This is a genomic window from Pseudomonas fungipugnans, assembly GCF_029955235.1.
Taxonomy (GTDB): Bacteria; Pseudomonadota; Gammaproteobacteria; order Pseudomonadales; family Pseudomonadaceae; genus Aquipseudomonas; species Aquipseudomonas fungipugnans.
Genome location: NZ_JARBWL010000002.1, coordinates 1,204,354 through 1,218,371 on the forward strand (window position 1 = coordinate 1,204,354; position 14,018 = coordinate 1,218,371).

Genomic DNA, 14,018 nt, shown 5'->3' on the forward strand with positions numbered 1-14,018 from the left:
GCCGCGAAACCGCCAAAAGTAGTGACCAAGCGCCTAAGCTGATTCATTCAAAACAATACCTGGTGTCATACGGCGCCAAAAAGGAGAAAGCATGCTCGAGCTCACCAAAGAGCAGATTTCCATGGGCCAATCGGCGGTGGATAAACCCGCTGCGTTGCAACTGCTGGCCGATCATCTGGTTGCCGATGGCCTGGTGGCAGCGGGGTATCTCGCCGGTTTGCAGGCGCGCGAAGCCCAGGGCTCGACGTTTCTCGGTCAAGGTATTGCCATCCCCCACGGTACGCCACAAACCCGCGACCAGGTGTTTTCCACCGGCGTGCGGCTGATGCAATTCCCCGACGGCGTGGACTGGGGCGACGGCCAGATCGTCTACCTGGCCATCGGCATTGCTGCCAAATCCGATGAGCATCTGCGCCTGCTGCAACTGCTGACCCGCGCCCTGGGCGAAACTGATCTGGGCCAGGCCCTGCGCCGCGCCAGCTCCGCCGATGCGTTGCTGAAACTGCTGCAAGGCGCGCCACAAGAGCTGGCGCTGGATGCGCAGATGATCGGCCTTGGCGTGTCGGCCGATGATTTCGAAGAACTGGTCTGGCGTGGCGCGCGGTTGTTGCGCCAGGCCGATTGTGTGAGCAACGGTTTCTCCGCCGTGTTGCAGCAGGTCGAAGCGCTGCCACTGGGCGATGGCCTGTGGTGGCTGCACAGCGAACAGACGGTCAAGCGTCCGGGCCTGGCCTTCGTCACCCCGGACAAACCCATGCGCTACCTCGGCCAGCCATTGAGCGGCCTGTTCTGTCTGGCCAGCCTCGGCGAAGCGCATCAGGCGTTGCTCGAACGCCTGTGCGCGCTGTTGATCGAAGGGCGCGGCCACGAACTGGGGCGCGCCACCAGCAGCCGTAAAGTCCTCGAAGTGCTGGGCGGTGAAGTGCCCGCCGACTGGCCGAGCGCACGCATTGCCCTGGCCAACGCCCACGGTTTGCATGCGCGCCCGGCGAAGATCCTCGCGCAACTGGCGAAAAGTTTTGATGGCGAAATCCGCGTGCGCATCGTCGACGGTCAAGACAGTGCGGTGTCAGTGAAGAGTTTGAGCAAGTTGCTCAGCCTCGGCGCCCGTCGCGCTCAGGTGCTGGAATTCATCGCCGAACCGAGCATCGCCGCCGACGCCTTGCCGGCCTTGCTGGCCGCTATAGAAGAAGGCCTCGGCGAAGAAGTCGAACCATTGCCGGCAGTCAGTCAGGCCCGCGAAGTGTTTGCCGACGTCGCCGAAGTGCTTCTTGCCCCAGTCTCCGGCAGCCTGATCCAGGCCATCGCCGCCGCGCCGGGCATTGCCATCGGCCCGGCACATATTCAAGTGTTGCAAGCCATTGATTACCCGCTGCGCGGTGAGTCTGCCGCCGTCGAACGCGAACGCCTCAAGCAAGCCCTGAGTGATGTTCGTCGCGATATCGAAGGCCTGATCGAGCGCAGCAAATCCAAAGCCATTCGCGAGATTTTCATCACCCACCAGGAAATGCTCGACGACCCGGAATTGACCGACGACGTCGACACCCGCCTCAAGCAGGGCGAAAGTGCCGAAGCGGCATGGATGGCGGTGATCGAAGCCGCCGCGAAACAGCAGGAGTCGCTGCAGGACGCGCTGCTGGCAGAGCGCGCCGCCGACCTGCGGGACATTGGTCGTCGAGTGCTGGCGCAATTGTGCGGCATCGAAACCCCGAGCGAGCCTGATCAGCCGTACATTCTGGTGATGGACGAGGTCGGCCCGTCCGACGTGGCGCGTCTCGATCCGGCTCGCGTGGCCGGCATCCTCACTGCCCGTGGCGGCGCCACCGCCCACAGCGCCATCGTCGCCCGTGCCCTGGGTATTCCGGCGCTGGTCGGTGCTGGCGCCGCCGTGTTGCTGCTCGCACCGGGCACGCCGTTGCTGATTGATGGGCAGCGCGGTCGCCTGCATGTGGATGCCGACGCTGCCACCTTGCAGCGCGCCACCGAAGAACGTGACACCCGTGAGCAACGCCTGAAGGTCGCCGCCGAACAACGCCATCAACCGGCGCTGACCACCGACGGTCACGCGGTCGAAGTCTTTGCCAATATCGGCGAAAGCGCCGGCGTCACCAGCGCGGTGGAGCAGGGCGCCGAAGGCATTGGCCTGCTGCGCACCGAACTGATTTTCATGGCCCATTCGCAAGCGCCGGACGAGGCCACCCAGGAAGCCGAATACCGTCGCGTACTCGATGGCCTCGCCGGGCGTCCGCTGGTGGTGCGCACCCTCGATGTCGGCGGCGACAAACCGCTGCCGTATTGGCCCATCGCCAAGGAAGAAAATCCCTTCCTCGGTGTGCGTGGCATTCGTCTGACCCTGCAACGTCCGCAGATCATGGAAGCGCAATTGCGCGCCTTGCTGCGTGCCGCCGACAACCGTCCATTGCGGATCATGTTCCCGATGGTCGGCAGTGTTGACGAGTGGCGTCAGGCACGGGACATGACCGAACGTTTGCGCCTGGAAATTCCGGTCGCGGACCTGCAACTGGGGATCATGATCGAAGTGCCGTCGGCGGCTCTGCTGGCGCCGGTGCTGGCCAAGGAGGTCGACTTCTTCAGCGTCGGCACCAACGACCTGACTCAATACACCCTGGCCATCGACCGTGGTCACCCGACCCTGTCGGCCCAGGCTGATGGCTTGCACCCGGCGGTGCTGCAGTTGATCGACATCACCGTGCGTGCGGCCCATGCCCATGGCAAATGGGTCGGCGTGTGCGGCGAGTTGGCGGCAGATCCATTGGCGGTGCCGGTGCTGGTCGGCCTCGGCGTGGATGAACTCAGTGTCTCGGGTCGCAGCATTGCCGAGGTCAAGGCGCGCATTCGCGAGCTCAGCTTGTCCCAGACTCAAATCCTCGCCCAGCAGGCCTTGGCCGTGGGCAGCGCCAATGAAGTGCGCGCATTAGTGGAGGCCCTGTAATGGCCAGGATTCTCACCCTGACCCTCAACCCGGCGCTGGACCTCACCGTCCAGTTGCCGGTGCTTGCACCCGGTCAGGTCAACCGCAGCGACGCGATGCACACCCACGCCGCCGGCAAAGGCGTGAATGTCGCGCAGGTATTGGCCGACCTCGGTCATCAACTGACGGTCAGCGGTTTTCTCGGTGAAGACAATCTTCAAGCGTTCGACACCCTGTTCGCCAAACGGGGTTTTGTCGACGCCTTCATCCGCGTTCCCGGCGAGACTCGCAGCAACATCAAACTGGCGGAAAGCGACGGGCGCATTACCGATCTCAACGGTCCGGGGCCGGTGGTGAACGAAGCGGCGCAACAGGCGTTGCTTGAGCGGCTTGATCAGATTGCGCCCGGTCATGATGCGGTCGTGGTTGCCGGCAGCTTGCCGCGTGGCGTCAGCCCGCACTGGTTGCACGGCTTGATCCTGCGCCTGAAAAGCCTCGGCCTGAAAGTCGCCCTCGACACCAGCGGCGAGGCGCTGCGGGTTGGTCTGAGCGCGGCGCCGTGGCTGATCAAGCCGAACACTGAAGAACTCACCGATGCGCTCGGTTGTGAGGTGGTGTCGGTGGCCGCCCAGGCCGAAGCGGCGAGCCGCTTGCACGCCCAAGGCATCGAGCATGTGGTGATTTCCCACGGTGGCGATGGCGTGAACTGGTTCAGTGTCGGGGCGGCAATGCATGCCACGCCGCCCAGGGTCAGCGTCGTCAGTACCGTCGGCGCTGGCGACTCGCTGCTGGCCGGCATGCTCCACGGTTTGCTCAACGCCGATACGCCTGAGCAAACGTTGCGCACTGCCACCGCGATTGCCGCGATGGCCGTTACGCAGATCGGTTTCGGCATCGGTGATGCGGCGCACCTGGCGCAGCTCGAACAGGGTGTGCGCGTGCGCCCCCTGACAGAACAATAAGAGGGGTTGTCATGAAGTTAGCCATTGTTACGGCCTGTCCGAACGGCATGGTCACCAGTGTGCTGTGCGCGCGCCTGCTGGATGCGGCAGCCCAGCGTCAGGGCTGGAGCACGAGCGTTGAAGTGGTTGATTCGACGCACCCGGAGCGGGCGCTGTCGGCGGCCACGATCGAGGCGGCCGAGTGGGTGTTGCTGGTGACCAGCGCGCCTGTGGATATGTCGCGATTTATCGGCAAGCGAGTGTTCCAGAGCACCCCGGCCCAGGCCCTGCAAGACGTTGAAGCGGTGTTGCGCCGTGGCGCTGAGGAGGCGACGGTTTACGTCGCTGCCGAGGCTGTTCCTGCCGCTCCTGTCGAGGCCGCAAAGAATGCGCCGCGTCTGGTGGCGATTACCGCCTGCCCGACCGGCGTCGCTCACACGTTCATGGCCGCCGAAGCCTTGCAACAGGCGGCCAAGCGTCTGGGCTACGACCTGCAAGTGGAAACCCAAGGCTCGGTCGGCGCGCGTAACCCGCTGAGCGCCGCCGCGATTGCCGATGCCGACGTGGTGTTGCTGGCCTGCGATATCGAGGTCGCCACCGAGCGTTTCGCCGGCAAGAAGATCTACCGTTGCGGCACCGGCATTGCACTCAAGCAAGCCGAAGCCACACTCAATAAAGCGCTGGCCGAAGGCAAACAGGAAAGCGCATCCAGCGGCGCGGCGGGGCCGGCCAGGCAAGAGAAGACAGGCGTCTACAAACACTTGCTGACGGGGGTGTCGTTCATGCTGCCGATGGTGGTGGCGGGCGGCTTGATGATCGCGTTGTCGTTCGTCTTCGGCATCACCGCGTTCAAGGAGCCGGGCACCCTGGCGGCGGCGTTGATGCAGATCGGCGGTGAGACCGCGTTCAAATTGATGGTGCCGTTGCTGGCAGGCTACATCGCTTACTCCATCGCCGACCGTCCGGGCCTGGCGCCGGGGATGATCGGCGGCATGCTCGCCAGCACCCTCGGCGCCGGATTTATCGGCGGGATCCTGGCCGGTTTCATCGCCGGCTATGCGGCGCAGGCCATCAACCGTTACGCGAAGTTGCCGCAGAGCCTTGAGGCGCTGAAACCGATCCTGATCATCCCGTTGCTGGCGAGCCTGTTCACCGGTCTGGTGATGATCTACGTAGTCGGCAAACCGGTGGCGGGGATGCTCGAAGGCCTGACGCATTTCCTCGACAGCATGGGTACCACCAACGCGATTCTGCTGGGCGTGTTGCTGGGCGCCATGATGTGCGTCGACCTCGGCGGTCCGATCAACAAGGCGGCCTATGCGTTCTCCGTCGGGCTGCTGGCCTCGCAAAGTTATGCCCCGATGGCCGCGACCATGGCCGCCGGCATGGTGCCGCCGATTGGCCTGGGCATCGCTACCTTCATCGCCCGGCGCAAGTTTGCTCAAACCGAACGCGAGGCCGGCAAAGCGGCGCTGGTGCTGGGCTTGTGCTTCATCTCCGAAGGGGCCATCCCGTTTGCCGCCAAAGACCCGCTGCGGGTGATTCCGGCGAGCATCGCCGGTGGCGCGCTGACCGGGGCGTTGTCGATGTATTTCGGCTGCAAACTGATGGCGCCGCATGGCGGGTTGTTTGTGCTGGCGATCCCGAATGCGATCAACCATGCGCTGCTGTATTTGCTGGCGATTGTGGCGGGGAGTTTGTTGACGGCGGTGGCGTATGCCGTGCTCAAGCGGCCGGAGGTGGTGGAGTTGGCGGTGGAGCCGGTTAACGCCTGATCCACACATATCCCTACATCGCCCCCATATTTGATCGGCGCCAACCAAAAGTCTGTGTCACAACGGATTCATCCAACCGTGCTTTAGTTTCCCTTTTCCAGGGAGAACACCATGAGCGAATTCAATCTCGGTCGCCGTCGTGTCATGCAAGCGGTCGGGGCCGGGCTGTTATTGCCCGGCCTGGCGCCGGCGGTCATCGCTTCGGTCAAGGATCGACCACAACTCACCGACGGCGTGCAATCAGGCGATCTGCTGGGCGACCGGGCGATGATCTGGAGCCGCAGCGACCGCCCGGCGAGGATGGTGGTGGAGTGGGACACCCGCAGCCAGTTCACTAATGCGCGCCGATTCGTCTCGCGCCTGGCCGATGCCCGTACCGATTTCACTGCCCGGGTCGAACTCACCGGGCTGCCCGCCGACCAGGCGATTTTCTATCGCGTGCATTTCGAAGACGCCCAAAGCGGGGTCGCCAGCGAGCCCTGGCTCGGCCACTTGCGCAGCGTGCCCACGGCGCGTCGCGACATCCGTTTTGTCTGGAGCGGCGACACCGTCGGCCAGGGCTTCGGCATCAACCCGGACATCGGCGGCATGCGCATCTACGAAGCCATGCGCCAACGGCTGCCGGATTTCTTTATCCACAGCGGCGACACCATCTACGCCGACGGCCCCGTACCGGCTCAGCTCACCACCGAAAGCGGTCGTATCTGGCGCAACATCACCAGCGAGGCGAAGAGCAAAGTCGCCGAAACCCTCGACGAATATCGCGGCAATTATCGCTACAACCTGATGGATGAAAACGTCCGTCGCTTCAACGCCGAGGTGCCGCAGATCTGGCAGTGGGACGACCATGAAGTGGTGAATAACTGGTCGCCGGGCAAGCAACTGGATGAGCGCTATCAGGACAAAGATATCCACACGCTGGTGGGCCGCGCGCGCAAGGCGTGGCTCGAATACGCGCCGATGCGTTTGCAGAGCGCCGACAACGGCGGGCGGATTTATCGCAAGCTCAGTTACGGGCCGATGCTCGATGTGTTCGTGCTCGACATGCGCAGTTATCGCGGCGCCAACGATGACAACCTGGGGGCTGCCAAACCATTCCTGGGGCGTGAGCAACTGGACTGGCTCAAGCGTAAGTTGAAGTCATCCAGTGCCCAATGGAAAGTCATTGCCGCCGACATGCCGATTGGCCTTGGCGTGCCTGACGGCGAGGTCAGTCCCGGGGTGGCGCGCTGGGAAGCGGTGGCCAATGGCGACCCGGGACCGGCCCAGGGCCGCGAGCTGGAAATCGCCGAGTTGCTGGGTTTCCTGCGGGCGCAAAAGGTGCGCAACACGGTGTGGCTGACGGCGGATGTGCATTACTGCGCGGCGCATCATTACCACCCGGATCGGGCGGCGTTCCAGGATTTCGATCCGTTCTGGGAGTTTGTCGCCGGGCCGTTGAATGCCGGCAGTTTCGGGCCCAATCCGCTGGATAAAACCTTTGGCCCCGAGGTGGTGTTCGAGAAGGCGCCACCGGTGCAGAACAGCTCGCCGTTTGCCGGATTTCAGTTTTTTGGCGAGGTGAATATTGATGGGCGCTCGGGGGAGATGAGCGTGGTGCTGCGGGATCTGGCCGGTGTCAGTGTGTTTGAGCAGAAGCTCCAGCCGGTTTAAATCAGCGAATACACCGATCAAATGTGGGAGCGAGCAAGTCGCACCGCCGCTCCCACACAGACCAAAATGTGGGAGCGAGCCTGCTCGCGAAGAGGCCTCAACCATCAATCGAGATATATCAGTAAACGTCCCGGCGGTAGCGACCCTGCTCAATCAACCGGTCCACCTCTTCAATCCCCAGCACCTGGTTCAGCACATGATCCACGCCTGAAGCCATCCCCTGAAGGCTGCCGCAGATGTAAATCACCGCGCCCTCCGCCAGCCATTTTTTCAGTTCGTCGGCCGATTCGCGCAGGCGGTCCTGTACGTAGATTTTCTCGGCCTGATCTCGTGAAAACGCCAGGTCCAGCCGCTCCAGATCCCCGGAAATCAGCCAGTCTTCCAACTCGTCGCGGCACAGATAGTCATGCTCGCGATTGCGTTCGCCAAACAGCAGCCAATGGCGCTGCTGCCCATCGGCAATCCGCGCCTTGAGCAAACTGCGCAATCCCGCCAACCCGGTGCCATTGCCGAGCAAGATCATCGGCAGCGGTTCGGTTGGCAGGTGGAAGCCGCTGTTGCGCCGCACCCGCAGGCTGATGCTGCCGCCCACCGGCGCATGTTCGGTAAGCCAGCCGGAGCCAACCCCCAGATTGCCGTCGGCGTGCATTTCCTGACGCACGATCAGTTCCAGTACACCGTCGGCGGCAATCGAGGCGATGGAATATTCGCGCATCGTCAGTGGCACCAGTGCCTGCACCAATGCCTGGGCATGCAAACCGACCAGGTGGGCGCGGTTTTCCGGGAGTTGGCGACTGGCGAGGGCTTGCTCCAGCGGTTGCGACAGGCCATCGAGTTCCACAGTGGCTCGACCGTCAATCCCCAGGCCATCAAGCAAGTGCTCGATCGCCCACGCGCAATTGCGCGGCAGCACTTCCACCAGATCACCGGCCAGCCAGCTGCTGGTGCTCGGGGCGGTGAGGCCCAGCAAATACACTGGCGAACCGCTGCTGTCCGGGTTGAGCAGCTCGCGGCGGGTCAGGGTCCAGTTGTCGTAGCTCGGCGCCTGCCAGGTGTCCACCGGCGCTTGTCCGGTCAGCAGCCCGAGTTGTTGCTGCCAGTGACGCAGGGCGTACGGGTCGCCGCTGTCGACTTCCACAGGGGCGAACAGCGTCTTGCCGCCATGCTCGCCGAGCCAGTTGTGCAGGCGCCGGGCGAAACCGCAGAAGTGTTGATATTGCCGGTCGCCGAGACCCAGCACCGAATAGTTGAAGTTCGAAAGACTCAGCGTGCGGCCCAGCACCTTGCGCTCGAAACCACGGGCACTGTCCGGCGCTTCACCGTCACCAAACGTACTGACCACAAACAGGGCGTTGCTCGAATCCTGCAGGTCCTGCTCGCTGATGTCCGCCAGTGCTTGCACCTTCACCGGCAAGCCGGCGGCCTGCAATTGCCCGGCGGTCTGCCAGGCCAGTTGCTCGGCAAAACCGCTCTGGCTGGCGAAACCGATCAGCCAGGCCGGTGCATCGCTGCCCGGTTGCGTGAGCCCTTTGCGTGCATCCTTGATCTGTTTTTTCTTGCGCCGGCGATCCAGGTACAGCAACCAGCCGGTGATGAAAAACAGCGGCATGGTCAGCGCGGTGACAGTCAGGATGATCCGGCCGGCAATGCCGAAATAGCTGCCGACGTGCAGCGCGTAAAGGCTGGTCAGCCATTGCGCCTTGAGGCTCTTGTCGCTGTAGCGATCATGCTGGGTGACGATGCCGGTGGCCGGGTCCAGGGTGATCTGGTTCAGCGCCCGGTCATGGGGCGAGGAACTCAACAGATAGAACACCGTGGCCGGCTGGCCGGCCACTGGCGGCATACGAATGTTGTAGGCGGACAAGTGCGGACCGGCGGCGCTGTAGATGCTGCTCCACATTGCCGCATAGTCAGCCGTCGGTGCCGGGCCTTCGGGAGCCGGGCCGCGACCGCCGCGAACCCGTTCGTTCTGCGGCGCATCGGACAGCAGTCTGGTCAGGCCCTTGTTGTACCACTCGTACGACCAGGACAAGCCGGTCAGCGCCGCCAACAGGTAAAACACCAGGCACCAGGTGCCGGCGACCGAGTGCAGGTCCCAGTTGAAGCTGCGGCCCTTTTTCTTCCAGTCCAGGGCCAGCCAGGCGCGCCAGCTTTTCCACTGACGCGGCCAGCGCAGGTACAGGCCGGACAGGCAGAAGAACACCAGGATCAGCGTGCAGGCCCCGGTGATTTGCCGACCGGTGTCGCCCATGGCGAGGAAACGGTGCAGTTGCAGCATCAGGCCGAAGAAGTCCTGGCCGGTAGCGTCGCCCATGAACTCGCCGGTGTACGGATCGAAGTAGCGCATCTGGCCACGACGCTCGCCCGGCGGCGGGGTGAAGAACACCCGGGCGGCATTGCCGCTGTCGGTCTCGACCCAGAGCATCGAGACTTTCTTGCCGGTGGCGCCTTCGATTTTTTCCACCAGCTCGACGGGCGGCAACACACCGCTGACCTGCTTCTCGACCTGCAACACCGAGGGGTTCAGTGCCCGCAGGATTTCATCCTGAAACGACACCGTGGCCCCGGTGATGCCCATCAGAGCCAGGACGAGGCCGGCGCTGATGCCAAAAAACCAGTGCAACTGGAACAGGGTTTTCTTCAACACGTCGCTCGCCTTGTCCGTTCGAAAATAATCATCACGGCGCGCATTATGCCGTGGGTTGTCGAGAAACATTCTTTTTTACGCACAAAAGCCCCGTTCACCTGGATGAACGGGGCTTTGCCCTGCTTCCTGTCTCCACCCGCATTCAATGTGGGAGCGAGCTGGCTGGCGATCAGAAGTGGAAGTTGGCACTCAGCAAGGCAGTCCGGCCCGCCGCGACATGGGCGTAGTGGGTCTGGAACACCTGGTCGAAATAGCGCTTGTCAGTCAGGTTCTGCACGTTGAGTTGCAGGTCCACGTTCTTGGTCAGGGCGTAGCTGGCCATCGCGTCGTAGCGCCAGTAGGACGGGATCTCCACCGAGTTGGCGACGTTGCCGAATTGCGAATCGACGAAGGTCGCGCCACCGCCGACAGTCAACTTCTCCGGAATCAGGTCGTAGGTCGACCACAGGGTGAAGTTGTTTCGTGGCGTGCTCGGCATGTGGTTGCCTTTATCGGCAGCGAGGGTGGTCTTGACCACTTCGCTTTCCATATAGGTGTAGCCGCCGAAAACTTTCCAGTTGCGGGTCAGCTTGCCGGTGTAGGTCAGTTCCAGACCATTCACGGTTTGCTCGCCGTCGAGCACCTGAGTGGTGGCGCCGTCCGGATCGTCGATACGTGCGTTGGTTTTCTCGGTGCGGAACAGGGCCGCGGTCAGCGACAGGTCGTCACCGAAGAAGTCCCACTTGGTGCCGACCTCGTAGTTGCGGTTCTTTTCCGGGTCCAGGTCGCTGTTGTTCGCCGCCAGTTCCATGCCGCCATTACCGCTGGTTTCGCCGGCCGGGTTGCTGGAGGTGGAATAGGCTGCATACACGCTGCCGTTAGGCAACGGGTTGTAGACCACGCCGATCTGGTAGTTCAGCAGGTTGCTGGTGTTCTCGCGCGAGAAGTTGCCCGCCACTGCACCACGGCCGCCGGTGCTGTAACCGCTGGATTCGGTCTGGTAGTTGTCGTAGCGCAGGCCCAGGTTCAGGGACCATTGCTCGTTGAACTTCAGGGTGTCGAACACGTAGGCCGCAGCGGTCTTGGTGTCGGTATCGGTATAGGCGGCGCTGTCAGTGATGGTGCCCGACCAGTTATCCCCAGGCGTCGGCTTGTACAGATTGGTGCAGTCGCCGGAGCTGAACAGCGCGCGGTTGCACGTAGTGCCGGTGGCCGTCGAGGTCAGGACATACGGCCGGTTGTGCGTGTCCTGATAGGAAAACTCCAGGCCGGTGACCAGGCTGTGCTCGATGCCGGCCGTATTGAATTTGGCGCTCAGGTCGGTCTGGTTGACCCAGCCGCTGGACGTCGAGTTACGGCTTTTCGCACCACGGTACACGCTGCCATTGGCCACGTTGCCCTTGCTGTCGTCCGGGTTGGTGACGATGTAGTCCAGGGTCGAACGGGACATGCGGAAACTGTTGGAAACGGTCAGGTCATCATTCAGATCATGTTCGATCTTGACGGTGCCGCTGTCGTCGCTGGTCTGACGGTAATCGCGGCTGGTCAGGCCGTAGAAGTTGTCGCGATTGACGTTGGCCGGTTTGTCGACCTGGTATTTGCTGCGATTCGGGCTGAGGGTCAGCGGGATGCCGTAGTCCGGAATATCGTCACTCTCGTTGTGGTAGTAACCGACGATCACACGGGTGTCGGTGCCCAGGCCGAACGAGAAGGTCGGCGCCACGCCCCAGCGGCTGACGTCCACGGCGTCACGGCCGGCGACGTTGGCTTCGTGCTTCATCAGGTTCAGACGGAAGGCCGAGGTGTCGTTGATCTGCTGGTTCAGGTCCAGGGTGGTGCGTTTGGTCTGATCCGAGCCCCAGGTGAAGCCGCCGTTGTAGAAGTTACCCAGTTTGGCGGTCTTGCTGATCAGGTTCAGGCTGCCACCGGTGGAACCGGCGCCGGTGAAGGCCGAGCCTGGACCTTTGCTGATTTCAATCGACTCCACGTCGAAGATTTCGCGGCTTTGAGACGCCGGGTCGCGCATGCCGTCGATGAACACGTCGCTTTCAGCGTTGAAGCCACGAATGATCGGGCGGTCGCCGGCCGGGTTGCCACCTTCACCGGCACCGAAGGTGATGCCTGGGGTGGTGCGCAACGCATCGACCAGGCTGGTCGCGCCGGTGTCACGGATCACTTGCTGCGGGATGACGGTGACGCTTTTCGGGGTTTCACGAAGCGGCGCGGTGTACTTCTTGGAGGCCGATGTATCGGTCTTGTAGGAGGTGTCGTCCAGCTCGCCGGTCACGCTGGTGGCGTCCAGCGAGATTGCATTGCTCGGCGCTTTGTCGTCGGTCTTTTCAGCGGCAAAAACCAGGTGGCCTGCAGAGCCGGCAGTGATCGCCACGCCAATTGCAGACGCGAGCAAACGCGGTGAACTGACAGGTAATTGTGATGGTTGGCGTGACATGTGAATTCCCCTCCCCAAGGATTTGAGGTCGCGGAATATAGGGTAAACAGGTATCTGTATCAATTGCGAAACGTTGCTATTTGCGCTGAATTTACAATCTTTACGATTTACCCTTACGGTTTTTGTTGTCTCGTGCGTCACAGGGTTTTACATGTGCAATAAGAATCAATACCATTGGCATCCCTTTGCGTCTGGTGTTTTCCCTATGCTGCTGCACATCCCCGGCGTGTTCGCGAAAGAAGAAGTACAGCGCATTCGTGAGGCGCTGGAGCACGCTGATTGGGCCGATGGGAAAATCACTGCGGGCTTCCAGTCGGCCAAGGCCAAGCACAATCTGCAACTGCCGGAAGGCCATCCGCTGGCCAAGGAAATTGGCGCGGCGATGCTCGAGCGGCTGTGGAAAAATCCGCAGTTCATGTCGGCAGCGTTACCGCACAAGGTTTTTCCGCCGTTGCTGAACTGCTACACGGCGGGTGGCAGTTTCGATTTCCATATCGACAATGCGGTGCGCCAGCCCAAGGGCAGCGTCGAGCGGGTGCGTACCGATTTGTCGGCGACGCTGTTCTTCAGTGAGCCCGAGGACTACGACGGCGGCGAACTGGAAATCCAGGACACTTTCGGCACCCAGCGGGTCAAGCTGCCTGCCGGTGACATGGTGTTGTACCCCGGCAGCAGCCTGCACAAGGTCAACGCTGTCACCCGTGGCGCACGCTATGCATCGTTTTTCTGGACCCAGAGCCTGGTGCGCGAAGACAGTCAGCGCGCCTTGCTGTTCGAGATGGATGGCGCGATCCAGCAACTGACCCGGGACATGCCGGACCACCCGTCGCTGATTCGCCTGACCGGCACTTATCACAACCTGCTGCGCCGTTGGGTCGAGGTATGAGTTATCAACTGCGCCGCGAAGAGGTGCTCGACGGCGATCAGCTCAAAGCCATGCTTGAAGAAAGCCCGGCGCGGGCGGCCCAGGCGATCCTGATCGCCGCCCGCGAAGGCGTCCTCGACGCTCAGGCCTTGCTCGGGCAAATCCTGCTGGACGGGCAGGGCATCGAACAGGATCAGCCGCTGGCCGTGCGCTGGTTTGCAATTGCTGCCAACGCTGGACACCTGATGGCGCGCAACATGCTCGGGCGTTGTCATGAACACGGCTGGGGTTGCACTGCCGATGCGGTGGTGGCCGCCGCGCATTACCGCCAAGCTGCGCAGGCCGGGCTGGATTGGGCGATGTACAACTACGCCAATCTACTGGCCACTGGCCGTGGCGTCGCTGAAGACCAGGCGCAAGCGCTGATTCTTTATCGCCGTGCCGCTGAATTGGGCCATGCGAAGTCGATGAATTTGCTGGGGCGCTATCTGGAAGACGGACGGGTTTGTTCGGCTGATCCGCTGGCCGCCCGTGACTGGTATCAGCGTTCGGCGTTCGGTGGTGATTTCCGGGGACAGTTCAGCTATGCCGCGCTGCTGGCGGATGAGGGCCATATCGAAGACGCGCTGGGCTGGTTACGCAAGGCGCTGGCTGGCGGGAATCTGAATTTTTTGCGGGTGGCGAGTCAGACGTTATTGAACGCAGAGCATCCAGCTATTCGTGCATTGGCCACTGACTACGCCAAACGCTGGGCCGAACTGACGCCTCTCTGACATG

General features: G+C 62.5%; 8 protein-coding genes. 6 read left to right on the plus strand and 2 right to left on the minus strand.

Annotated features, from left to right (window positions below; translation table 11 throughout):
• The first annotated feature begins 91 nt into the window (after nucleotides 1-91).
• The 4 genes from ptsP (at nucleotide 92) to POF45_RS20295 (ending at nucleotide 7,301) form a co-directional block, all read left to right on the plus strand.
• Complete coding sequence (ptsP, locus tag POF45_RS20280; RefSeq protein ID WP_282316557.1) at nucleotides 92-2,953, plus strand: phosphoenolpyruvate--protein phosphotransferase; 2,862 nt, start codon at nucleotides 92-94, stop codon at nucleotides 2,951-2,953.
• Nucleotides 2,953-3,894 (plus strand): 1-phosphofructokinase, encoded by a 942-nt coding sequence (gene pfkB, locus POF45_RS20285; RefSeq protein ID WP_282316558.1) that lies wholly within the window; start codon nucleotides 2,953-2,955, stop codon nucleotides 3,892-3,894. The genes ptsP and pfkB overlap by 1 nt, the downstream gene beginning before the upstream one ends.
• A gap of 11 nt (nucleotides 3,895-3,905) precedes the next feature.
• Nucleotides 3,906-5,648, plus strand: coding sequence for a PTS fructose-like transporter subunit IIB (locus POF45_RS20290; protein WP_259499293.1), 1,743 nt, complete (start codon nucleotides 3,906-3,908; stop codon nucleotides 5,646-5,648).
• A gap of 111 nt (nucleotides 5,649-5,759) precedes the next feature.
• Complete coding sequence (locus POF45_RS20295) at nucleotides 5,760-7,301, plus strand: alkaline phosphatase D family protein (RefSeq protein ID WP_282316561.1); 1,542 nt, start codon at nucleotides 5,760-5,762, stop codon at nucleotides 7,299-7,301.
• Between the two features lie 118 nt (nucleotides 7,302-7,419).
• Here POF45_RS20295 and POF45_RS20300 read toward each other — a convergent pair whose 3' ends face one another.
• Together POF45_RS20300 and POF45_RS20305 are read right to left on the minus strand one after the other, a co-directional pair.
• On the minus strand, nucleotides 7,420-9,948 hold the full coding sequence (locus POF45_RS20300) for a sulfite reductase flavoprotein subunit alpha (RefSeq protein ID WP_282316562.1): 2,529 nt from the start codon (nucleotides 9,946-9,948) through the stop codon (nucleotides 7,420-7,422).
• A 169-nt stretch (nucleotides 9,949-10,117) separates the two neighbouring features.
• The gene (locus POF45_RS20305) at nucleotides 10,118-12,376 is read right to left on the minus strand and encodes a TonB-dependent receptor (RefSeq protein WP_282316563.1); all 2,259 of its coding nucleotides are present in this window, start codon (nucleotides 12,374-12,376) and stop codon (nucleotides 10,118-10,120) included.
• 205 nt (nucleotides 12,377-12,581) lie between these two features.
• Here POF45_RS20305 and POF45_RS20310 point away from each other — a divergent pair, with 205 nt between their 5' ends.
• Nucleotides 12,582-13,262, plus strand: coding sequence for a Fe2+-dependent dioxygenase (locus POF45_RS20310; protein ID WP_259499300.1), 681 nt, complete (start codon nucleotides 12,582-12,584; stop codon nucleotides 13,260-13,262).
• Entirely contained in the window at nucleotides 13,259-14,014 is a 756-nt protein-coding gene (locus POF45_RS20315) for a tetratricopeptide repeat protein (protein ID WP_282316564.1), read from the plus strand. The genes POF45_RS20310 and POF45_RS20315 overlap by 4 nt, the downstream gene beginning before the upstream one ends.
• Nucleotides 14,015-14,018: the final 4 nt, after the last annotated feature.

Excerpts from the sequence above, each read along its gene's own strand:
- ptsP (WP_282316557.1), top strand. The coding sequence starts at position 92 with ATGCTCGAGCTCACCAAAGAGCAGATTTCCATGGGCCAATCGGCGGTG.
- pfkB (WP_282316558.1), top strand. The coding sequence starts at position 2,953 with ATGGCCAGGATTCTCACCCTGACCCTCAACCCGGCGCTGGACCTCACC.
- POF45_RS20290 (WP_259499293.1), top strand. The coding sequence starts at position 3,906 with ATGAAGTTAGCCATTGTTACGGCCTGTCCGAACGGCATGGTCACCAGT.
- POF45_RS20295 (WP_282316561.1), top strand. The coding sequence starts at position 5,760 with ATGAGCGAATTCAATCTCGGTCGCCGTCGTGTCATGCAAGCGGTCGGG.
- POF45_RS20305 (WP_282316563.1), bottom strand. The coding sequence starts at position 12,376 with ATGTCACGCCAACCATCACAATTACCTGTCAGTTCACCGCGTTTGCTC.
- POF45_RS20310 (WP_259499300.1), top strand. The coding sequence starts at position 12,582 with ATGCTGCTGCACATCCCCGGCGTGTTCGCGAAAGAAGAAGTACAGCGC.
- POF45_RS20315 (WP_282316564.1), top strand. The coding sequence starts at position 13,259 with ATGAGTTATCAACTGCGCCGCGAAGAGGTGCTCGACGGCGATCAGCTC.